Annotated in this window: 18 protein-coding genes; 4 read left to right on the forward strand and 14 right to left on the reverse strand. The window is 72.8% G+C overall.

Annotated features, from left to right (window positions below; translation table 11 throughout):
- Positions 1 to 120 precede the first annotated feature (120 nt).
- Positions 121 to 1,365 carry a Re/Si-specific NAD(P)(+) transhydrogenase subunit alpha gene (locus tag IPL40_07955; protein ID MBK8481096.1) on the reverse strand — a complete coding sequence of 415 codons (1,245 nt, stop codon included), beginning with the start codon at positions 1,363 to 1,365 and terminating at the stop codon, positions 121 to 123.
- 151 nt (positions 1,366 to 1,516) lie between these two features.
- Here IPL40_07955 and IPL40_07960 point away from each other — a divergent pair, with 151 nt between their 5' ends.
- A complete protein-coding gene (locus tag IPL40_07960) occupies positions 1,517 to 2,452 on the forward strand; it encodes a hypothetical protein (protein ID MBK8481097.1) in 936 nt (311 codons plus the stop codon).
- Positions 2,449 to 2,772, forward strand: coding sequence for an ATP-dependent Clp protease adapter ClpS (gene clpS / locus IPL40_07965; GenBank protein MBK8481098.1), 324 nt, complete (start codon positions 2,449 to 2,451; stop codon positions 2,770 to 2,772). Before IPL40_07960 ends, clpS begins: the two co-directional genes overlap by 4 nt.
- A 43-nt stretch (positions 2,773 to 2,815) precedes the next feature.
- Here the strand turns inward: clpS and IPL40_07970 are convergent, their stop codons facing one another.
- From IPL40_07970 to IPL40_07990, 5 genes are all read right to left on the reverse strand, one after another.
- Positions 2,816 to 4,462: an Hsp70 family protein gene (locus IPL40_07970; GenBank protein MBK8481099.1), complete on the reverse strand. Its 1,647-nt coding sequence runs from the start codon at positions 4,460 to 4,462 to the stop codon at positions 2,816 to 2,818.
- 98 nt (positions 4,463 to 4,560) lie between these two features.
- On the reverse strand, positions 4,561 to 6,459 hold the full coding sequence (locus IPL40_07975; GenBank protein ID MBK8481100.1) for a DUF4388 domain-containing protein: 1,899 nt from the start codon (positions 6,457 to 6,459) through the stop codon (positions 4,561 to 4,563).
- Positions 6,460 to 6,627: 168 nt separating this feature from the next.
- Entirely contained in the window at positions 6,628 to 8,046 is a 1,419-nt protein-coding gene (gene pyrF, locus IPL40_07980) for an orotidine-5'-phosphate decarboxylase (protein MBK8481101.1), read from the reverse strand.
- A gap of 31 nt (positions 8,047 to 8,077) precedes the next feature.
- Positions 8,078 to 8,761, reverse strand: coding sequence for a hypothetical protein (locus IPL40_07985; GenBank protein MBK8481102.1), 684 nt, complete (start codon positions 8,759 to 8,761; stop codon positions 8,078 to 8,080).
- A complete protein-coding gene (locus IPL40_07990; GenBank protein ID MBK8481103.1) occupies positions 8,761 to 10,035 on the reverse strand; it encodes a hypothetical protein in 1,275 nt (424 codons plus the stop codon). Before IPL40_07990 ends, IPL40_07985 begins: the two co-directional genes overlap by 1 nt.
- A 232-nt stretch (positions 10,036 to 10,267) precedes the next feature.
- On the opposite strand from IPL40_07990, the gene IPL40_07995 reads away from it, so the two are divergent.
- Complete coding sequence (locus tag IPL40_07995; GenBank protein MBK8481104.1) at positions 10,268 to 10,483, forward strand: hypothetical protein; 216 nt, start codon at positions 10,268 to 10,270, stop codon at positions 10,481 to 10,483.
- Between the two features lie 4 nt (positions 10,484 to 10,487).
- On the opposite strand, the gene hisD is transcribed toward IPL40_07995, so the two are convergent.
- From hisD to IPL40_08035, 8 genes are all read right to left on the reverse strand, one after another.
- Positions 10,488 to 11,768, reverse strand: coding sequence for a histidinol dehydrogenase (hisD, locus tag IPL40_08000; protein ID MBK8481105.1), 1,281 nt, complete (start codon positions 11,766 to 11,768; stop codon positions 10,488 to 10,490).
- Positions 11,765 to 13,051: a phosphoribosyl-ATP diphosphatase gene (gene hisE, locus IPL40_08005; GenBank protein MBK8481106.1), complete on the reverse strand. Its 1,287-nt coding sequence runs from the start codon at positions 13,049 to 13,051 to the stop codon at positions 11,765 to 11,767. The genes hisD and hisE overlap by 4 nt, the downstream gene beginning before the upstream one ends.
- The gene (hisF, locus tag IPL40_08010) at positions 13,048 to 13,815 is read right to left on the reverse strand and encodes an imidazole glycerol phosphate synthase subunit HisF (protein MBK8481107.1); all 768 of its coding nucleotides are present in this window, start codon (positions 13,813 to 13,815) and stop codon (positions 13,048 to 13,050) included. The genes hisE and hisF overlap by 4 nt, the downstream gene beginning before the upstream one ends.
- A gap of 27 nt (positions 13,816 to 13,842) precedes the next feature.
- Positions 13,843 to 14,484, reverse strand: a complete 642-nt coding sequence (gene hisH, locus IPL40_08015; protein MBK8481108.1) for an imidazole glycerol phosphate synthase subunit HisH — start codon at positions 14,482 to 14,484, stop codon at positions 13,843 to 13,845.
- On the reverse strand, positions 14,484 to 15,104 hold the full coding sequence (hisB, locus tag IPL40_08020; GenBank protein MBK8481109.1) for an imidazoleglycerol-phosphate dehydratase HisB: 621 nt from the start codon (positions 15,102 to 15,104) through the stop codon (positions 14,484 to 14,486). Before hisB ends, hisH begins: the two co-directional genes overlap by 1 nt.
- A gap of 81 nt (positions 15,105 to 15,185) precedes the next feature.
- Positions 15,186 to 15,905 carry a TIGR01548 family HAD-type hydrolase gene (locus IPL40_08025; GenBank protein ID MBK8481110.1) on the reverse strand — a complete coding sequence of 240 codons (720 nt, stop codon included), beginning with the start codon at positions 15,903 to 15,905 and terminating at the stop codon, positions 15,186 to 15,188.
- Positions 15,905 to 16,798 (reverse strand): ATP phosphoribosyltransferase, encoded by an 894-nt coding sequence (gene hisG, locus IPL40_08030; protein ID MBK8481111.1) that lies wholly within the window; start codon positions 16,796 to 16,798, stop codon positions 15,905 to 15,907. Before hisG ends, IPL40_08025 begins: the two co-directional genes overlap by 1 nt.
- 102 nt (positions 16,799 to 16,900) lie before the next feature.
- A complete protein-coding gene (locus IPL40_08035; GenBank protein MBK8481112.1) occupies positions 16,901 to 17,590 on the reverse strand; it encodes a hypothetical protein in 690 nt (229 codons plus the stop codon).
- Positions 17,591 to 17,840: 250 nt separating this feature from the next.
- Here IPL40_08035 and IPL40_08040 point away from each other — a divergent pair, with 250 nt between their 5' ends.
- Positions 17,841 to 19,142: a hypothetical protein gene (locus tag IPL40_08040; GenBank protein ID MBK8481113.1), complete on the forward strand. Its 1,302-nt coding sequence runs from the start codon at positions 17,841 to 17,843 to the stop codon at positions 19,140 to 19,142.
- The last annotated feature ends 10 nt before the right edge of the window (positions 19,143 to 19,152 follow it).

Raw genomic sequence — 19,152 nt, forward strand, 5'->3', positions numbered from 1 at the left:
CGCAGGGCCGCGGACGACCATTGATCATCCGCCGAGCGGGCCCAATGCGGCTACGAGTGTGGCATTGTAGGCTCAGCAGCGGTCGCAGCGCTACTCGCCTCTGCAAGCGCGGGCTCGGCCTCAGCGGGAGGCGAGGGCCTCGGCCGTTGGGCCGTGACGCACCCCGCCCTCGTGCGTGACGGCGCTGGCCGTGAGGATCTCATCCTGCCAGTCGAGCGCGAGCTGGCCGTCCTTGTCGAGCAGCGGCTGCGTGAAGGCGAGCACGTTGCGCGCGTAGAGCTCGCTGGCGTGCTGGGCGAGCGTGCTCGGCAGATTCGTCGGGCCGATGATCGTCACGCCATGGCGGACGATCGTCTGGTCGGCGAGCGTCTCGGCGCAGTTGCCGCCCTGCTCGGCCGCCAGATCGACGACCACGGCGCCCGGTCGCATGCGTTGCAGCAACTCGCTCGGAATCAGCAGGGGCGCGCGCTTGCCCGCGACGAGCGCGGTGGTGATCACGACGTCGGCCTCCGCCACGTGTTGGCCGACGGCCTCGCGCTGTTGCGCGAGCAACTCCGGACTGGCCTCGCGGGCATAGCCGCCCTCGTCTTGCAGGTCGGCTGCTCCGGCGACCGTGATGAACTTGGCGCCGAGGCTCTCGACCTGCTCTTTGACCGCCAGCCGCACGTCCGTCGCCCAGACCTGGGCGCCCAGTCGCTTGGCCGTGGCGATCGCCTGGAGGCCGGCGACACCGGCGCCCATGATCACGACTTTGGCCGACTTCACCGTGCCGGCGGCCGTCATCAGCAGCGGGAAGAACTTCGGCAGGGCGTTGGCAGCGACCAGCACGGCCTTGTAGCCCGCGATGTTGCTCTGCGAGCTGAGCGCGTCCATCTTCTGCGCGCGGGTGATGCGCGGGACGAGGTACATGGAGAAGGCGCTGACGCGTCCCGTGGCGAGCAAGCGCACGGCGTCGAGCTGATCCTGGGGGAGCAGCAGCGAGACCAGGATGGCTCCTGGTTTGAGGAGCTCAGCCTCGTGGCGGCCGAGCGCGGGGTTGTTTAGGGGTCCGCGCACCTTGAGCACGATGTCGGCCGCGGCGTAGCCCGCCGCCGTGTCGCCTTGTAGCTCGGCGCCCGCGCCGCCGTAGGCGCCGTCGGTGAAGTAGGCGCCCTCGCCAGCGCCGCTCTCGACGGTGACGCTGAGGCCGAGCTGCAGCAGCCGGCGCACTGTCTCCGGCGTGCCGGCAACGCGCTGCTCGCCCGAGGCGATCTCGCGGGGAATGAAGACGTTAAGCTTCACGGTGGCCGCTCTCCGTCGTTGGGGTGGGCCCTGGTCGGGGCGAGCACTCGCCCCAATCCCTGCCTTCTCTTGCCACGAAGGCATGGCCAGGGGCAACTGCGCCGCCGCCGCTGGGCTGGCAACAGGGCGGGTCGCTGCGCTAGCGCGTCGCGCGACCTGCCCGGCGGTGCTATCAAAGAGCGATGCCGACCCAACCCGCGCTCACGCTCCAAGTGGCGCCGACGAGGACCGCCAGGTGACCGCTCGCCGCGCTGGCCGCCTGCACCGCGCCGCGGTGTTCATCGCCCTGCTGATGGTCGCGCCGGTCGTGCGCGCCGAGTCCCGGTCGCGCCCTGCCGAGGGTCCGCCGCGCTCGCGGCAGCAGCGTTCGGCGTCCTTCACCGACGCCGCCGCCCAGGAGACCTTATCCGAGCTGGCGCGGGAGTCGCGCGGCAGCACCAAAGCGGCGGTCGCGGCCTGGCTGACCTACTGGACGCCGAACTTCCGCGTGCTGCACCGCGACCGTGCTGCGGCCGAGGCGGTGGGCTTGCAGGCCGAGCAGCTGCGCGACCAGCTCCTGCACCGCTGGACCGGCGAGCGCTATCCGGCGCCGTGGCTCAAGCGCGCGGACCTCTACCTCTTCCCGACCACCGATGAGATGAACGAGATGACCGGCGGCGAGGCCAAGGCGGGGTCGACGCTCGTGCGCCCCTCGCAGCTCTATCGCGGCCGCATCCTCTCGCGGCGCGTCAACGTAGCGCAGGACGACCGACAGCTGCGCCAGGCCACCTTGCCGCATGAGATCACGCACGTGATTCTCGGTGATCTGCTCGGCGGCCAGATTCCCCTCTGGGCCAACGAAGGCGCAGCGGCCGCGGCCGAGGTGGGCGAGAAGCAGGACTACTATGGGCAGGTGCTGCGCCGGTTCTTGCTGCGCCGGCAGCCCTACCGGCTGACCGACCTGCTGGCGATGCAGAGCTATCCCGACGGGCCCTTCAACGCGCTGTTCTATGCGCAGAGCTGCTCGCTGGTGCGGCTGCTGCTGCGCCTCGGCAGCTACGCCGACTTCCTGGGCTTCGTGCGCTATGCTCGCAGCGGCGGCTACGACGCCGCAGTGCAGCAGGTCTACGGTCTGGCCGGCCTGACGGCGCTGCAGCGCCGCTGGCTGGCGGAGCAGCGGGCGCGGCGATGAGCGCGAAGACCAAGACGACGTCCGCTCCCGAGGGCGGGCTCGCCCTTCAAGAGCGACCGGAGGTCCGGCAGCCGCGCCTCTACCAGGTGCTGCTGCACAACGACGACTACACGACGATGGAGTTCGTCGTCGGGTTGCTCATCGAGCACTTCCACAAGACGGAGACCGAGGCGACGCAGATCATGCTGAGCGTGCATCTGAAGGGGGTCGGGGTCTGCGGTGTCTACACCTTCGACCTCGCGGAGACCAAGGCCGCGCGAGCGACCGAGGCCGCCCGGCGCGAGGGGCATCCGTTGAAGTGCACGGTGGAACCCGAGTAGCGCGCAGCCCCTGTCGCCCTGCAGCCGCTCGAGGCCGGGGGCGCTAGACCTTGAGCGAGCGCACCTCGCTGGTCGGGCGACCGGCCAGGCGGGCGGCGAAGGTGGCGGCGCCGAGCACGACCGCGTCCTCTGGCTGAATTCCGCCGGCGGCAGCGACGGGGCCGATCCGCTCGACTTCGCGCTGCACGAAGGGCAGGCGGGTGACGCCCCCCGCCAGCACGATCGCCTTGAGGCGCGAGGGCAGCAGACTGGCGGCGCGGAGCCCTTCGGCGCAGGCCGCGCGCGTGCGCTCGAGGACCGGGCGGAAGAGCCGCTCGACGGCCTCGCGCTGAACCTGCTGGCTGAGCGCATCGGTCGCGGCCGTCGGGCAGGCGCTGCTGACGTCGATCAGCGTGACCTCGTCGGCGGAGAGTCGGCGTTTGGCGCGCTCACAGGTCTGCAGCAGCTTTTGCCAGATCAACCCGCTCGCGGGCAGCTCGATCCCACTGCGGCGCCGCAGCGTCTCGGCCACCGCCGCCGCCAGGGCGTGATCGAGCTGATCACCGCCGACGTCGGGTAGCGTCGCCGTGCCGAGCACCCGGTAGGCCGTGGCGCTCAACTCCAGCACCGTGAACTGAAACGAGCCGCCGAAGTCGTAGACGCCGACCACTTCGCTAGCCCCACGACCGAAGCCATGGGCGAGCGCGGCGGCGAGCGGCTCTGGAATCAGTGCCACCGCCTCGAGCTCGGCGCGCTGCGCGGCGTGGCGCAGGCCCTCACGCTGCGCCGGGCTGGCCATCACGGGAAACGTGAGCACGGCGCGGCGAATCGGCTGGCCGAGCTGTTCGGCGGCGCTTCGCTGCACGTGGCCGAGCACCAGGCCACAGACCTCCGTCGCGCTCACGCGGCGCGCACCCTGCGCGTCCCCCTGCTCACCGATGATCAGCACGGCCTCGCCATCTGGGCCGGGCTCGCAGCCGTAGGGCAACGCGGCGAGCTGGGCCGCCAGCGCGCCGTCCGCGAAGGGATGACCCAAGAGCCGCTTGGCACCGGCGATTACGCGACCCGGATGGTCGAGCTGCAGGCGGTGGGCGTCCCAGCCGACGACCGACTGCCGCTCCGCGCAGCAGCCGAGGCAGACCATCGAGGGATGCTGGGTGCGGCCATGGGCATCGGGAACCGTGTAGACCGTTTCACCGGCGGTTGCGGCGACGGCGCTCAGGGCGCTGCCGAGGTCGATGCCGACGATCGCGCCAACGGCCCCCGCGGGCAGCGAGATCGCGCGACGCGGCGGTGGCGTCGGCGAGCGGTCCAGCGCCAGGGGCCGCCTCGCCGGGCCGCTCGCCGGCGGGGCGGGCGCCTGGCGCAGGCGGGCGATCTCAGCCAGCGCGGCCAGCTCGTTGTGGTAGGTCGCATCGACCTCGATGCCGATGCCTGGCTCCGCCTCGGGCGCTTGCGACCCTGCCGCGTTGACGTGGCGCACCGTCGCTTGAATCGGCACGCGACTGCCATCGGGCAGCTCGACCGCGACCTCGACGCGCGCACCGACGCTGAGCCTGCGATCCGTGCGCAGGAACATCCCGCCGCGGCTGACGTTGGTCGCCGCGAGCTGCTCAGCGCTGGCCCAGTCAGGGCAGCGAATCGTGGCGCGCCAATCGACGGGGAGCCGTGGGTCCTCGCGAAGCGCGGGTCGCGCGTGATCGTCTGGCATCGGTGGCGGGAAGGTAGCATCCTTGCGCGCACGCCGGCCACAAGCGGCTCGCGCGCGCCAGCACGCCGCCCCGGTTCAGCAGCCCCGGGGGATGGTGATCACTCGGGGGCGGGGCCCTCGAGCGCGAGATCGAAGAGCACCTCTTGAGTGTCGATCGCGACGTGCCCCTCGACGCGGAGCACCCACTCGACGTGCGGGCGGAAGGCGAAGCGGCCCTTGTTCCAGGTCAACATCACGCGGATCGCCTGCCTGAGCTGTCGATTGAGCACCTCGGTCAGCACGGCCTCGGTGACGTAGCCGAGCGCGAGCAACGTCGTCCCGATCGTGCCGCGCTCCGCCGTCCGCGGTTGGGCGCGGGCGGTCTCGAGCTGCTCGTGCGTGAGCTTCCCGTCGGCGAGCAGCAACTCGACGACGCTGCTGCAGCCCGAGGCGCGCGCGGCCAGCAGTCGCCCATCGGCCAGGCGCAATACACCGTTGCCGCAGTCGGCGTTGATCAGCAGCGCCCCCGTGCGTTTGGTCGTCCGAAAGAACTCCAGCAGCTGTAGCGCATTGAGGGTGGCGAGGTCGCCGCTGAAGACCGCTGGGTCATCCTGCGTGCGCTCGTGTCCTGCGAAGTCCGTGATCGCCGGCAGGCCGGCGGACGAGCGGGCGAACTCGAGCTCGGAGGTCTGGCTGCGGGCTGCGGCCAGCAGCGTCGCGGGCAGCACCGGGGTCTCAGTCGTCGGCTTCGTCGTCGCGCCCTCGTCCACGGCCGGGCGCAGCCCCGCCCCCTCGCGTCGGCTCGCGCTCGCGCCGCGGGACCGCCGACAGCCTCGCGCCGCCCAGTCGATGGTCCAGGCCTCCAGCGCGCCGACCTGCTCGGCGACCAGCGCGTCGCTCCTGCGCCGAGCCACCTGGACACAGGCTAGCGCGGCGACCGTCGCCGTATGAAGATCCCCGTCCAGCGCTTCGCTGAGCAGCGCGAGCAGGTGACGCTCGGCGGCGTCGAGGTCGCCGAGCTGGAGCAACGTCCAGGCCAGCGCCTCGCGCAAGCGCAGCAGCTCCGGGGTGAGACCGATCAACACCTCGTATTGCTCGACGCGCGCGCGCGTCGCAGGTTGCCCGTGGAGCGCCATGTACTCGGCCGCGATGAAGGGGGGGATGGCGGCGCGGCGCGCGCGGGCCACGAGCCCCAGCCAGGTCCGCACCGTCGCGCTCGCCGGAATCGAACGCAGGCGCTTCTCCGCCTCGTCGAGGTCGCCGTTGGTCATCGCCGCGCGCGCGAGAAAGAGCGCAGGCTGGGGCCAGCGCGGGTCGGCCATCGCGGCGCGTTGGGCCGCAGCAACGCTCGCCGTATTCTCGTAGACCTCTTCCCCCTGGAGCTCTTCGGCAGCGAGGATGCGAGCCTCGACCAGCCACGCCAGCGCCATGCCGCCCCGATCGCCTTCGGCCTCGACGAGGGCCAAGGCCTGACGCAGGCGCTCGCGCGCCGCCGGCGCGCGCCCCTGCCGCGCCTCGAACTCGGCCAGGTGGCAGTCGGTCAGCGCCTGGGCGACGGGATCGAGCGCTCGCGCCAAGCGCTGCGCCTCAAGCAACGCCGGCTCGGCACGCTCTGCATCGTCGAGCTGCGCGCGCGCCAGCGCGAGGCCAAGCCGCCCCAGCCAGCGGAGGGAGGCGCTGACCTCAGGGCTGAGCGCCACGCGCTCGAGCAGGGGCAGCGCCGTCTGGACATCGCCGAGTTGGCTCGACTCGAGCGCGACCAGCAACAGCTGGAAGGCCTCGTCGAAGGGTCCGCCGAGCGGATCCGCGGGCCGTGCGCGCAGCACGACGCCCAGCAGCGCGCCTTGTTCGCGCGCCCGCCCGGCGTCCTGCCGCGCAAAGGTCGAGCGCAGCTCGCGGTGGGCGTGCTCGAGCCACTCGGCGACCAGGCCGCGTTGCTCGGAAAGCAGCCGCTTCAGGGCCTTCTCGTCGCTCTGAACGCTGAGCAAGGCCTTTGAAAAGGTATCGACGGTCTGCATGGCCCCTGACTGCCGAAGCTTGCGATCTGTGCCGGGGCGACGCGTCACGCTGAGCCGCCCCAACACTAAACTGCCGACTCCGCGCCTCTTTGTCGAGATTCTCTACCTTTTCCGCGCGTCAGTTCCCCTCGACCATCGCCGACCTCCGCCGGCCGGCGGAGGTGCCCCTCATCCCGTCCTCGCTGGCCGTGCCGCCGTGGCCTGTCGTAGCTCGGCGGCGATGGCGGCGGCGGCGGCCGCTGCCGCGCTGGCCTCGTAGATCGGTCGCCCGACGACCACATGAGTCGCGCCGGCCGCGACCGCCGCGGAGGGCGTGTCGACCCGAGCGTGGTCGTTTGCGCTGCCGCTGGCCAGGCGCACGCCGGGCGTGACGATCAGCAGGGCGGCCCCGCACGCTGAACGCACCGCCGCCGCCTCGGCAACGGAGCAGACGATGCCGTCGACCCCGCAGGCCTGCGCCAGGCGCGCCAGCCGCACGACCTGCGCCGCCCGCCCGTCCTCGATGCCGATGGCGGCCAGCTCGGCGTCGGGTAGGGAGGTGAGCGCGGTCACGGCAAGGAGCCGCGGGCGCCGCAGGCCCGCGGCGGCGGCGCGATCGGCGGCCGCCACGCAGGCCCGTAGCATCGTCGGCCCGCCGCTGGCGTGGATCGTCAGGAGCTGCACGTCGAGGCGCGCCGCGGCGCTGACATAGTTGGCCGCAGTGTTGGGGATGTCGTGAAACTTTAGGTCGAGGAAGACCTCGAGCCCGCGCCTGCGCACGGCAGCCACCAACGCCGGACCGTGGGCGAGGAAGGCGGCGTTGAGCTTGTAGTAGCCGGCGGAGCCGGCGACAGCATCGGCGAGCCGCTCGAGCGCCGCGCGATCCTCGAGGTCGGCCGCGACGACCAGCGCCTCCGTGCGGCCCGCGTCGCGGCTCGCGGCGGCGGCCTCAGCGGCATCGGCGGCCGCGGGGACCTCGAGCTGCCAATGCTCGGGATCGTCGCGCCAGCGGAGCAGCGACGAGACGGCCGCCTCAGCGAGCTGACCGCGCGCCTGGGCTTCCTGCAAGACCTCATCGAAGGCCACCAGCGCCGCCTGTGCAAGCCCGCTGGCGCGGAAACGCTCCGCTGCTGCCGCCATGCCGTAGCTGAAGATGGCCAGGACCGCGACGACCTCGGCCCCCGCGTCTCGCAACGCCTGCGCCGCGGAGACGGAGGAGCCGCCGGTCGAGATCAGGTCCTCAATCAACACGACCCGAGCACCCGCGGCGAGCCGCCCTTCGACGCGTTTGCCCTTGCCATGCCCCTTGGCGTCGCCACGCACGTAGACCAGCGGCAGGCCGAGGCGCTCGGCGACCAGCGTCGCGTGAGGAATGCCGGCCGTCGCCGTGCCGGCGACGACGGTCGGCCGCAAGGCCTGCGCCTCGATCGCGGCGACGAAGGCCTCGGCGACCTGGCGGCGCGCCGCTGGATCGCTGATCAGGAGCCGGTTGTCGGTGTAGATCGGGCTGCGCAGGCCCGAGGCGAAGGTGAAAAACGGCGGCTGCGCTCGCAGCTCGACCGCCCGCGCTGCGAGCAGCAGCTCGGCCAGACCATTCCTGCGTGGCACGGCAGTGGATCTCCTTTCGGCGCGTCGAGCGTCAGCGCTTCGCGCGGCCTTTGACCTCGCTCTGACCACGACGCTGGCGTTCGAGCGTCCGCATCTCGCGATCGATCGCCGCCCAGCGCGGCTCTTGATCCAACGCGAGCAGCAAGTGCCGTTGAGCCCGGTCGAGCTTGCGTTCCTGGCGCAGAAAGTGGCCGAGGGTCAAGTTGACCAGCGCGCTGCTCGGTTGCTGGCCGAGCAGCCGAGCAGCCAGGCGTTGGGCCTGCTCGCCGAGCTTCTTCGCCGCGCGCGCATCCGCCGCGTTGTACTTGAGCCAGGCGCTGCCGAGGGCGTACTCGACGGCCTCCGGATGCAGCGCTGCCGCGTGTTCGAAGCGCTCCAACGCCGTAGCGGTGTCATCGCGCGTCAGCGCGTCGCGGGCCTGCTGGTAGGCCTGTTCGGCCTCGAGCTGCCGCTGGCGCTCGCTGCTGTCCTGTGCGCCGCTCGGCCGCCGGATACGTGCGCCTTGCAGCAGGCGGTCACGCGCCAGGCGCGCGCGACCGCTCAGCGTATCGAGCTGCTGCTGCAGGGTCGCGCTCGCGTTGTCCGCGGCGCCAAGACCCTTGAGCTCGTCGGTGAGCTGCCGGTAGGCCTGCTCGACCTCGTCGGCGCTCGCTCCGGGCGCTATCCGCAACACCTCGTGATCCGGCCGGCCCGTGATGCGCAGAAAGAGCGCCATCAGGGCCGAGCGCGCCGGTTCCGGCGTCGCTGCCGCGGCTGGGCGTCGCCGGCCGCGGCAGCCGCGGGCATGGTGGCGCCCGGCGTCGGCCCCGCGCTGCCGTCGTCGGGCTGGCCGCCGCCCGCGCCCGGCCCACTCGAGGCGCTGATCGCCGCGTCGTGCAGCGTGACCAGCCCGAGCAGCAAGAGCACGGTCAGCACCTGCCGCGCGTGAATCCGATCGAGCTGCGCCGCGGCGCAGGCCTGGTTCACGGTGCGCTGCCCGGTCAGGCTGGTGACGAAGGCTTCTTCGCGCGCGGTCAGCCCCAGCCGGGCCCGAGACGCGTTCCAACCGTGCTGGCTCAACAGCGCGTAGCCCGCGCCGTGCGGCGCCAAGCCTGCTGCGAGCGCCTCGAGGGGGACCGTCTTCACGCCCTCGACGACGACCGACTCGAGTGCTTGGGGGAACTCGATCACCTCGGCCAGGTGGTCTTCGCCCGCGCTGAAGTCGGCGTGAAAACGCTCCCAGGCGAAGCAGGCGACGATCTTCTCGTGAACCTGCTTGGCGAGCGCCTCCATCACCTCGGCGCTGGTGAGCACCCCGAGCGCGACCAGCGCCTCGCCCAGGCGCATTTGCTCGTTCTCAACGATGTCGCTCGTGATCAGCGCGACGGCCTGCTCGAACTGCTCCCGTGTGATTTTGCCGCTGCTCAGCAGCTGTCGGCCGAGCGTTTGACCGAGGCTCCCCTCCTCGGCAAAGACCGGAATGCCCGCGCGCCAGAGGATCGTGGTTTGCACGCCGCGCGCGGTGAGGCGCAGCCGTCCCGTTTGGCGCTGGACGGCGAGCTGCAAGAGCAGGCGAGCAAAGGCGAGTGCGCCGTCGCCGCTTCCGGTGGGGCTGGCGCCGTGGCGCAGGAGCGCGTCCTCGACCGCGGCGAGCACCTGCGGCATCGGCGCGGGTTGCAGCACGATCAGCTCGGGGCGGGCGGTCTCGTCGAGTCGCGCGAGCTCGGCCCCAGGACCACGCGCGCAGAGCGCCACCAGCGCTGGACCGGCGCCGCCACGCCGCAAGGTCGCGCAGGCCGCGACGTCGGCAGCCGCGGTCGTCGGCTCGACAATGACGACGTCGGCGCGCTCGCGCTGCGCCGTTTCACTGGCGACGGCGATGCTGGCGACCGGCAGCGCGCGATAGCCCTTGTGGGACAGGTACTCGACCAGGCGGGCGCGCGCCAGCGCATCCAGCTGATGGACGACAATCGTGTTGGCCCCGACGGCGGAGAGGTAGTCGGTGGCCACGGCAGCGCTCCAGGGGTCGGGTCACGCAGCGTTCAGCGGCGCTGCTCGGCAACGACCATTCTAATCGATGGACCAGCGAGCTTACCATGCTCGCAATCCGTTGCCGCTCCGCGTACGCTGCCAGCGTCGTGACCCGCTGCGGCACGGCCGACCGCAGTCCCAGGGCCGACCGCAGTCCCAGCCGAGAGCACCAGCGCCTGCGCCGCCTCGTAGCACCGGAGTGAGACTCGCCATGAAAGAGCTCTTCGATCCCCAGACGCTGATCTTCGCCGCGTTGACCTGCACCGTGATCCTGATCACCCTGATCGTCCTCGCCGTGGTGACGCGCCGCGTAGGCTTCCTGATGAGCGAGGTCCAGGGCCTCCGTCGGGAGATGAAGCTGGTTGATGAGGCGTTGCAGACCGTGACCCATGCGCTCGAGCAGATGGGGCGGCAGCGCCAGCGCTGAGCTGCTAGCGCTGAGCGCGATCGTCGTGGAGGCGCCGCTCGGCCGCTCGGGCGTGCGCCTCGAGACCCTCCAGGCGTGCCAGCGCCACGGCGTCGGCGACCACCGCGTCCCCGCCCTCGTCGTCGAGGCGGAGCCAGGTGCGCGTGCGCAGGAAGGTCAGCACCGAGAGCCCCCCAGTCGTGCGCGCTGTGCCACCCGTGGGCAAGACGTGGTTGGGACCGGCACCGTAGTCGCCGAGAACCTCTGCCGCGCGTGTGCCGATGAACAACGCGCCATAGTGTCGGAGTCGCCCTGCCACGGCCGGCGCATCCTCGAGGTGGAGCTGGAGGTGCTCAGGCGCCAGCCGATCGCAGACCGCGACGCCGGCGGAGAGATCATCGACGAGCACGGCGAAGCCATGGGCGAGCGCGACGCGCGCGGTCGGCGCCGTGGGCAAGGTGGCGAGCTGCGCTTCGAGCTCGCCGCGGACCGCGTCGATCAGCGCCGCCTCGGTGGTCACCAGGACCGGCAGCGCGTCGTCGTCGTGCTCGGCCTGGGCCAGCAGGTCCGCCGCGATCAGCGCCGGATCCCCCGTCGCGTCGGCCAACACCACCAGCTCCGACGGACCGGCGAGCATGTCGATCGCCACCCGTCCGGCGATCAGCTCCTTGGCTGCCGTGACCCAGCGATTGCCTGGGCCGACGACGGCCTCACAGGCCGGCACTGGGCCGGCCCCGTAGGCCAGCGCGGCGATCGCCTGCGCACCGCCCGCCGCCAGTAGCGCATCGGCGCCGGCGACGGCCGCGGCGGCGAGCGTCACGGTGGCTGGCCGCGGGGAGGCGACCCAAACCGATGCGACGCCGGCGCTGCGTGCGGTCACGGCTGTCATCAGCACTGACGACGGCAGCGGAAAGCGGCCCCCCGGCGCGTAGCAGCCGGCGCTAGCGAGGGGCGTGACGTGATGCCCGGCCGCGCCCCCCGGCAGCGCGGTCGTCAGCGGTAGCAGGCAAGCGCGCTGCTGCTCGGCGAAGGCGCGGATGCGCGCGGCGGTGCGTTCGAGCAGCCCACGCGCGGCCGGCGCGAGGCCGTGAAGCGCCGCCTCCAGCGCGGCCCGCGGGATCACCAGCGCTTCGTCAGGGCGCAGGTCACCGAGGCGTTCGGCGTGCTCGCGCAGCGCCGGCAGCCCGCGCTGGCGTACATCGTCGACGATGCGGGCTGCGGCGGCGCGGGTGGCAGCGTCGACGGCGTCGCGCCCGAGCGCCGGCAGCTGCTCGGGCGTGAGGGTACGCAGCAGCGTGGTGGTCATCGGGTCGGCGCCTCGTCCGCCGCTGGTTTGGCGTCCCCCGGCCGACGGCTCAGGCGTAGCGCGCGGCGATCGAGCTCGCGCTCGACCTGCTCCAGCGGCACCCCCGCGCGGGCGAGCGCCACCAGCGCGAAGTAGATTACGTCGGCAGCCTCGGCCGCGACCTGCGCCGGTTCGCGGGCGGCAGCCAGCTCGGCGGCTTCCTCGAGCAGCTTGGCGCGGAGCAGCGTCGGATCGTCGAGCAAGCGCCGCGTATAGGAGCCGGCCGGTGCGTCAGCCTGACGTGCCGCCAGCCGGCGCGCCAGCTCGCCCACGCCCCCGCTCGGTCCCCAGCAGGTTCGGGTCGCGTTATGGCAGAAGCCAGCCCCCTGCTGGCGCACGACGAAGCGCAGCGCGTCACGGTCGCAGTCGATATCGATGCGCAGCAGCTCCTGCGTCGCACCCGAGGTCTGGCCTTTGTTCCAGAGCCCGCGTTGACGGGAGTGGTAGACGCCGCTGCGCGTGCTGGCGGCCGCGCGGACGCTCTCGGCGCTGGAATACGTCAGCCCCAAGGCCTCGCCGCGCTCGTCGACGACGACGGTCGGCCAAAGCCCGTCGCTGCGCTCCGAACGGAGCGGCGCCGTGATCGCGTCGGCGAGCTCGAGCTGTCCCTTGTAGAGGGCCATGCCGACCTGGGCATCGGCACCCAGCTGGTCGATCGTGGCGAGCTCTTTCGCCGTCGTCACCCCACCGGCTACCGTGACACGTACGTCGAGCCCGCGCACCGCCGCGAGCACCTGCTCGACGCGCGCGAGGTCGATGCCCTGCATGCGCCCTTCGCTCTCGACGAAGGTGACGAGGAAGCCGCCGACCCAGGGCGCCAGCTCGGCGATGCGCTCGATCACGCTGCGGCCGGTGCGCTTGCGCCAGCCCTCGACCACGACCTCGCCGTCGATCGAGTCGAGCGCGGCGATGACGCGTTCGCGGGGCAGCTCGCGCAGCAGCTCGGGCACGGCCGCCGTGCCGAGGATGACCTTGACCGCCCCAGCATTGAGCCAGCGGCGCGCCGTGGCCAGATCACGAATACCGCCGCCGACGCGGCAGGCCGCCAGCGGCAGCAGCTGCAGCACCAGCGCCTCGTTCGAGCCGCGGCCGAGGGCGGCGTCGAGATCGATCACGGCGATCTCCCCCGCCAGGCGGAAGCGCTCGGCGAGCGGTTGCGGGTCGCCGGCGTCGAGCGCCTTCTCGCGCCCGCCGACGAGCTGCACAGTCTGGCCATCCATCAGATCGATCGAAGGAATGATCACTGCCGCACCGCAATTCCTTGGGCCGCCAGCTCGCGCTTGAGCTGGGCCGGCGTGGTGTCGCCGTAGTGAAAGATCGAGGCGGCGAGCACGGCATCGGCGCCGGCCCGCAAGGCGCTCAGTAGGTGCGCCGGCGTATCGGCGCCGCCCGAGGCGATCACCGGGACGTTGACCGCGCTGGCGATCGCCGCGATCAGCGCGTCGTCATAGCCCGCCCTCGTGCCATCGCGGTCCCAGCTCGTCAGCAGGATCTCGCCCGCGCCGCGCTCGACGGCCTCGCGCGCCCAGGCGACGGCATCGCGGCCCGTGCGGCGCTGGCCGGAGAGCACGACGACCTCCCAGCCCGCGCCCGGATTCTGCGGGTCACGATAGGCTGCGTCGATTGCCAAGACCGTGCACTGCGCGCCGTAGCGCGTAGCGATCTGCGTCAGGACGGCCGGCTGATCGACGGCCGCCGTGTTGACGCCGACCTTGTCGGCGCCCGCTTCGAGCAAGGTGCCGGCGTTGTCGGCGTTGCGCACGCCGCCGCCAACGGTGAGCGGGATCGAGAGCTGCGCGCGGACGCGGCGCACCGTCTCGGCCTGCGTCGCGCGCCCCTCGGGTGTGGCGGAGACATCGAGCACGACGATCTCGTCGGCGCCCTGTTGCTCGTAGGCGGCAGCCTGCATCGCCGGATCGCCGGCGTCGCGGAGCCCTTGAAAGCGCACGCCCTTGACGACACGCCCGTCGCGCACGTCGAGGCAGGGGATGATGCGGACTGTCAGCACGGCGTGCTCCTGCGTCGTTGCTTGGCCTCAGCGCGTCGCGCTGGCCCGCGCGAGCCAGCGCCCGAGCAACGCCGCGCCCCAGGGTCCGGAGAGCTCGGGGTGGAACTGACAGGCGAGCACGGCCCCGCGCTCGAGCGCCGCCACGAAGGGGCCGCCGTGTTCGCTGCGCGCCCAGGCCCAGCCCGGGGGTGCGCTGTCGAGCCGGTAGGAGTTGGCAAAATAGGCGAAGCCGCGCTCGAGCAGGCCGTCCTCGGCCTGCGGCAGGACCTCGTTCCAGCCGAGCTGCGGCACGCGCACGGGCTGTGGGCCCTGCGCCGCCGGCGAGAAGCGCCGCACCGTGCTGGGCAAGACGCCGAGACCGGCGACGCCGGGGCTCTCCTCGCTGCCCTCGCAGAGCAGCTGCAGGCCCAGACAGACGGCCAGCGTGGGCTGCCCGGCGGCGACGCGCTCACGCAGCACGCCCTCGAGCTTGGCCTCGCGCAGCCGCTCCATGCCCGCGCCGAAGGCGCCGACGCCCGGCAACACCACGGCCCTCGCCTCGGCGACTGCCCGTGGGTCCTCGGTCAGGGTGGGCTCGGCCCCAAGACGGCGCAGCCCCGCCAGCACCGAGGCGATGTTGGCCACGCCCGTGCGAACAACCTGAACGACCAGAGGAGCGTCGGGGACCATCAGAGCACTCCCTTGGTGCTGGGCACGGCCTGCCCGCCGCCCGCGCTGCGGGCCACGGCTTGGCGCAGCGCCAGCGCCGTCGCCTTGAAGGCCGCCTCTGCGCGGTGGTGGTCGTTGGCGCCGCGCAGCACGTCGACGTGCAGCGTCGCGCGTGCCGCCACCGCCAGGGAGCTGAGCACGTGGCCGATGTTCTCGCAGGCCAGTCCGCCGAGCACGCCGCGCTCGAGCCCGAGGGAGATGGCCGCGAAGGGGCGCCCGGAGAGGTCGACGACCGCCCGGGCCAGCGCCTCGTCGAGGGGCGCGTAGGCCGAGCCGAAACGCACGATCCCGCGCCGCTCGCCGAGCGCCTGATCGAGCGCGCTGCCGAGGGTCAAGGCGCAGTCCTCGGCGCTGTGGTGATCGTCGACCTGAAGATCGCCAGCGCAGCGCAGCTCGAGGTCGAAGCCGGCGTGCTTGGTCAGCGCGCTGAGCAGGTGGTCGAGAAAGCCGATGCCGGTAGCCACCTCGCTCGCGCCCCGACCGTCGAGCACCAGCGTGGCCGTGATCGCGGTCTCGCCGGTCCGGCGCGAGACGCTGGCGCGGCGTGGTCCGGAGGCGGGGCTGGGCTTCGTGAAGAGCATCGGCGATCAGTCTCGTCAGCGGTCTCGTCGGCTGGCCCTCGGCTACGCTCGAGCACCAGCCGACGGCGCTCAGACCATGCGTCAAAGAGGGGCCGTTTTCAAGGGCGGTGCCGCCGCGTCGAGGAGGCCCGCGAGCTCCTCGACGCGCTCGAGCAGGCAAAGCGCGCCAGCCTCACGCAGGGTGGCGTGGGCCAGCGCGACGTCATCGCCCGGCGCGGCGATGCCGAAGGGGAGGACGCCGGCCGCCAGCGCGGCGCGCACGTCGTCGGGGGTATCACCGATGAACCAGGCCGTGGTGGCCTCCAGCGCGCGCAGGGCCAGTCGCACCGGCGCGGGATCGGGCTTGGCCGGCGCATCCTCCATGCAGACCAAGGTGCGAAAGACGCCGGTGATGCCGTGCTGCGCGAGAAAGCGCTCTGTATCGCGGCGCGGCCGGCCGGTGACCAGTCCCAGCGGTAGGCGCGCGGCCAGCTGCTCGAGCCACGCTCGCGCGACCAGCAGCGTCTCGCTCTGGCGCAGCCCGGGCGCGTCGGCCGTGCCCTGGTAGAGCGCCTCGAAGCGTGCCGTGACCGCGGCCTGCGTGGCCTCGACCCCGGCCGCGCCGAGCAGGCGCCAGGTCAGCTCCCAGTCGTTGTTGGCGTGACCGGCGGCCTTTGCCGCCCTGACCTGCTCGGCGCTGATCGTGATTCCGTAGGTCGCGCCAGTGTCGAGGATCGCGCGCCGGTAGGAGCGCGAGACGTCGGCCAGCACGCCGTCGAGATCGAAGAGCAGCACGGCCGGCAGCGGGTAGGGCCCGGCCATCAGGGCACGATCTGCGCCAGCTGGGTGACGACGATGTCCGTGCCGCCGCGGGCCTTGATCTCGGGGATCAGCCGCGGCAGCTCGTCACGCGGCACGGCCGCCTTGACCGCATAGCCGGCCGCGCCGTGGAGCGGCGCGATCGTCGGTTCGCGCAGGCAAGGCAGCGTTGCGACGACGGCCTCCAGCGCCTCGGCCGTCACATTGACCTCGATCATCACGCGCCGCCGCGCCTCGAGCACCGAGCGCAGCAGCAGCACGAAGCGCTCGATCGCCGCCGCGCGCGGGGCGTCATCGAGCACGCGTGGATGCGCGTAGAGGCGCGTCGAGGAGCGCATCAGCTCGTCGCAGATCGTCAGCCCGTTCTCGCGCAGCGTCGACCCGGTGGCGCTGTTGTCGACGATGCAGTCGGCGTCATCGGGCGGAAAGACCTCGGTCGCGCCATAGGAGCGGACGAAGGTCGCGTCGAGCCCGCGGGCGGCGATCCAGCGCCGCGTCAGCCGCTCGTACTCCGAGGCGACGACGAGGCGCCGCGTCGGCAGCTCGCCCTCGACCAGCAGGGCGCGCGGTACAGCGGCGACGATGCCGACCGGATCGAGGCCGGTGTCGAGCAGCTCGACCAGCTCGGCCTCGAGCTCGGCGACCCAGTCGGCGCCGGCGAAGCCGAGATCGCGCGAGCCGAGGTGCAGCATCTCGACGATGTTCTGCGGCTTGAGCATCTTCGTCTCGAAGCCGGCCAGCGAGAGCGTCGGCCGATAGCTGCGCCCGCCCCCTCGCACATGCACGCCCGCCTCGCCCAGCAGGCGAAACACCCCCTCCTGCATGCTGCCCTTCGGCAACGCCAGTCGCAGCACGGCGCCGGTCTCGTCCTTTGGAGTCTGCTCGCTTCGTTCCATCACTGGCCTCGTCATCAAGTGCCCCGCGGCGCGGCACCCTAGCATATGCGGCGTCAGCACATGTGGCGTCGGGCGCAGCTCGGGCCGCTGGCGCGCGCCGGCTCAGTCAGTCGACGCCGCCGCGGCTGGCTTGCAGTCCAGCGAGACGATCAGCGGAAAGGGCACCCTCATCCCGCGAGGCAGCGGTGGGAGCCACTGCTCGGCGGGATGAGCCCTCGGGCGCGAAGGGCCGCGCATCGGCCCGCGCAGCTCGGCGATCTTCTCCACATGACCGACCGCACAGTCCTGGCCCCAGCTACGCAGCAGCGCCTGTAGCTCGGCGTAGGCAGCGGACGCCTGTAGCAGCTCGAGCACCAGCGCCGCGCTCGCCGCGCCGCGTCGCCCCTGCTGCACGTGGCGACGCCAACCCGGCGAGGCTAGCGCGGCCCGCGCGAGGCGATCGGCAGCCTCCGGATACATCGGCGCAGCCACCGCGGCGACCCGCGGCGCGGCGCCCCCCCGCGCTCGCAGCAGCCGCTGCCAGAGCGCGTCGAGCCCGGCGCGGCGCGCGCTGAAGGGCAGCGGACAGCGCTCCTGCTCGACCTTGAGCCGAAGCGCCGGCTGCTCGGAGCGCTGCTCGACGCCGAGGAAGAGCTCGCAGCCCTCCCGCTCGGCCCAGAGGTAACGGGTCTGCAGCTCCCGCAGGCGAAAGGCCGGGGGCTCGCCAGCCACGAGGGGTCGCGGTGCGAAGAGCGCGACCCCTGCAACCAAGGACGCGAGCAAGGACAACCAGGGCGATGCGGGCTGCTTCATGAGTATCTCTCCGAAGACCCTCTAGCAGCGGCGGCAGCGCCTCGCAAGGCAGCCTGCCGCCGCGCTTGGGCGGCCTGCGAGCCGCTGCGGGCCAGCAGGCGCCTGTGCGTCCGCGCCAGCGTTGGGTCGCCGAGAGCGGTGGCCCCGGCCAGCAGGAGGCTGCTAGTGTCAGCGGGTGCAGCGGCGAGCGACGAGGACAGGGCGGCCGGCGAAAGAGGGCTCTCGCAGGCCGATCCGCGCCAAGCGCGCCTTGACCCAGGTCGGTGGCGCGGTGGCGCGCCGCGGGCAGCCCGGCTGGGCGCAGGCGCTCGAGCGCTGTCTGAGCGTGCGGCCCGCCGCGGGGCTGGAGCGCCTGACGCACGGCTTCCACACCTATCCGGCGCGGATGCATCCCGACACGGCGGCGAGCCTGGTGGCGCTGCTCGTGGCGCCGGGGCAGACGCTGCTCGACCCCTTCTGCGGCGGGGGGACGGTGCTGCTCGAGGCGCTCGCCGCGGGGCGGCAGGCGATCGGCCGCGACCTCAATCCCCTCGCCGTCCGCATCGCCGCGCTGCGCTGCCGCATCACCTCCGACACCGAGCGCCGCGCGCTGCGGGACAGCGCCTCGCGCATCGCCCTGCAGGCGCTGCGGCGCGCGCGGTTGGGGTCTGAACCGGCCGCGCTGCGGACGCCGCTGCTGCTCCCGCTCGCGGATGGCGCCAGCGCGACGCCCTCGTCCGTCTCCTCCGTGGCGCTGGCGCCCTGGCGCCTCGATCTGGCGGCGCTCTTTCCCCCGGTCGTGTTGCTCGAGCTGGCCTGGATCACCCACGGCGTCGCGCAGCTGGACGATGCCTTCGCGCGTGAGGCGCTCGCCCTCGTCGTCTCGTCGCTGCTGGTCAAGCTCTCGCATCGCGTCAGCGACACGGATGCCACCGTCGAGGAGCGGCGCGGCGTGACGGTCGGCACGGCGGCCCGCGCCTTTCGCGCCCGTGCGCAGGAGCTGTCGCTGCAGCTCAAGGGCCTCGCCGGCGCCTGGCGTGGGCTGGGCGGCGCGTCGGGCCTCCCGCGGGCCGGCGACCGCCCGCGCGTCGTCTCGGTCGGCGTCGACGACGCGCGCCGCCTCGCCAGCGTGGCCGATGGCAGTGTCGACGTGATTGTCACCTCGCCGCCCTACCCCAGCGTCTACGACTACGCCGACCAGCACGCCCTGCGCCTGCAGTGGCTCGGTCTCGACGCGGCGCCGCTCGCCCAGGGGGAGATCGGTGCGCGCCGCTCCTTCGTCGACGCGCGCGCCGGGCGCTCGAGCTGGTTGCGCGATGGTGAGGCCTGGGTGCGGGCGCTCGCCCGCGTCTTGCGTCCGGGAGGTCGCGCGGCCGTGCTGGGCGGCGACGGCGCGAGCGCGCTTGGCCCGATACCCTTCGATGGCGACCTCGCGGGTTGGGTCGCGACGGCCGGCCTCGTGATGCTGGCGAGCGCCTCGCAGGCGCGGCGCACCTTCGATCCATCGAGTCGCCACGCCTTCCGCGGCGGCACGCGGCGCGAGCATCTCCTGCTCTTCGAGCGGCCCACATGAAAGCGTTCCC

This window comes from Pseudomonadota bacterium, assembly GCA_016711215.1.
Classification (GTDB): domain Bacteria; phylum Myxococcota_A; class Polyangia.

Excerpts from the sequence above, each read along its gene's own strand:
- IPL40_07955 (MBK8481096.1), bottom strand. The coding sequence starts at position 1,365 with ATGCCTTCGTGGCAAGAGAAGGCAGGGATTGGGGCGAGTGCTCGCCCC.
- clpS (MBK8481098.1), top strand. The coding sequence starts at position 2,449 with ATGAGCGCGAAGACCAAGACGACGTCCGCTCCCGAGGGCGGGCTCGCC.
- IPL40_07970 (MBK8481099.1), bottom strand. The coding sequence starts at position 4,462 with ATGCCAGACGATCACGCGCGACCCGCGCTTCGCGAGGACCCACGGCTC.
- IPL40_07975 (MBK8481100.1), bottom strand. The coding sequence starts at position 6,459 with ATGCAGACCGTCGATACCTTTTCAAAGGCCTTGCTCAGCGTTCAGAGC.
- IPL40_07985 (MBK8481102.1), bottom strand. The coding sequence starts at position 8,761 with ATGGCGCTCTTTCTGCGCATCACGGGCCGGCCGGATCACGAGGTGTTG.
- IPL40_07995 (MBK8481104.1), top strand. The coding sequence starts at position 10,268 with ATGAAAGAGCTCTTCGATCCCCAGACGCTGATCTTCGCCGCGTTGACC.
- hisD (MBK8481105.1), bottom strand. The coding sequence starts at position 11,768 with ATGACCACCACGCTGCTGCGTACCCTCACGCCCGAGCAGCTGCCGGCG.
- hisH (MBK8481108.1), bottom strand. The coding sequence starts at position 14,484 with ATGGTCCCCGACGCTCCTCTGGTCGTTCAGGTTGTTCGCACGGGCGTG.
- hisB (MBK8481109.1), bottom strand. The coding sequence starts at position 15,104 with ATGCTCTTCACGAAGCCCAGCCCCGCCTCCGGACCACGCCGCGCCAGC.
- IPL40_08025 (MBK8481110.1), bottom strand. The coding sequence starts at position 15,905 with ATGGCCGGGCCCTACCCGCTGCCGGCCGTGCTGCTCTTCGATCTCGAC.
- hisG (MBK8481111.1), bottom strand. The coding sequence starts at position 16,798 with ATGGAACGAAGCGAGCAGACTCCAAAGGACGAGACCGGCGCCGTGCTG.
- IPL40_08035 (MBK8481112.1), bottom strand. The coding sequence starts at position 17,590 with ATGAAGCAGCCCGCATCGCCCTGGTTGTCCTTGCTCGCGTCCTTGGTT.